The sequence below is a fragment of the Streptomyces sp. NPDC005799 genome (assembly GCF_040630525.1).
Taxonomy (GTDB): Bacteria; Actinomycetota; Actinomycetes; order Streptomycetales; family Streptomycetaceae; genus Streptomyces; species Streptomyces griseorubiginosus_B.
Genome location: NZ_JBEXXQ010000220.1, coordinates 1 through 1,232, shown reverse-complemented (window position 1 = coordinate 1,232; position 1,232 = coordinate 1). Strand labels below are relative to the sequence as shown.

Here is a 1,232-nt window from a genome sequence, read left to right as displayed (position 1 = left end):
GCTTGATTTCCATCGATGGTTGCGAACGCTCAGGAAGGAGATCGTTCGCATGCCTCGCGGAGGAGCCAACCGCAAGCCGACGGCGGCCAGACAGCGGTACTTCGAGCTGGTGCGCCAGGGTCTGAAAGGGGCCGCATCCGCCCGCCAAGTGGGCGTATCCACCAGCTGCGGATCCAAGTGGTTCATCGAAGCTGGAAGCATGATCATCCCAGATGCCTCCGTGGCACCACGCTTCCTCACTCAAGAGGACCGCATCGCCGTCGCCGACGGCCTGCGTGCCGGAAACGCTCCCGCCGCGATTGCTGCCGTGATCGGGAAGAGCACGTCCACCGTCTACCGGGAGATCGCCCGGGGCGGGAAGGACGACGGCAGCTACGACCCCTGGTGGGCGCACAACCAGGCACTGCTGCGCAGGCAGCGCCCGAAGACGGAGAAGATCCGAGGACATGCTCGATTGCGCTGCGTGGTCCGCGACAAGCTCGACGATGGATGGTCACCGCAGCAGATTTCCCGCTATCTGCGGCGTCAATACCCCGACGAGCCGCGGATGCACGCCTGCCCGGAGACGATCTATCGCGGGCTGTTCGCCGGGCTCCTGGGGCGACGTCAGGGCCGGCTGCGCACCGGGCGCACGCGACGGAAGAAGCAGCGGCGGGGCGTCCCCTCACCCAACAAGATCAAGAACATGAAATTGATCCATCACCGGCCTGTCGTCGTCAACGAACGTACCAGGCCAGGGGATTGGGAAGGCGATCTCATCATTGGTCGCGGCCAGCGGTCAGCGATCGGGACGCTGGTCGACCGCGCGACACGCTTCGTCCGCCTGATCCATCTGCCGGACGGATGGAAAGCCCAGCAGATGCGCGATGCGCTGACCGGGCAGACCGCAGACCTGCCTCCTGCAGCCCGCAGAACGCTGACCTGGGATCAGGGTCGCGAACTCGTCCTGCATGAGGAGATAGAAGAGCTGACGGGCTTCCGGATCTACTTCTGCGACCCTCATTCGCCCTGGCAGCGTGGGACGAACGAGAACACCAACGGCCTGCTGCGGCAGTACTTTCCCAAGGGTTCCGACCTTTCCGTCCACGATATCCGCAACCTCAGGGACGTCACCCGTCAGCTCAACGATCGACCCCGAATGGTCCTCGGCGACCGCACCCCGGACGAGGCTATGCGAGACTGGGGCATAGCACTGCAATCCAGATGATTCGCAACCATCACTGGAAACCGCC

General features: G+C 64.3%; 1 protein-coding gene. It reads left to right on the top strand.

Going from position 1 to position 1,232, the window contains the following annotated elements; all coding sequences use genetic code 11:
• On the top strand, nucleotides 1-1,207 hold a 1,207-nt coding region (locus tag ABZ453_RS51350), incomplete at its 5' end, for an IS30 family transposase (protein ID WP_359026999.1).
• Nucleotides 1,208-1,232: the final 25 nt, after the last annotated feature.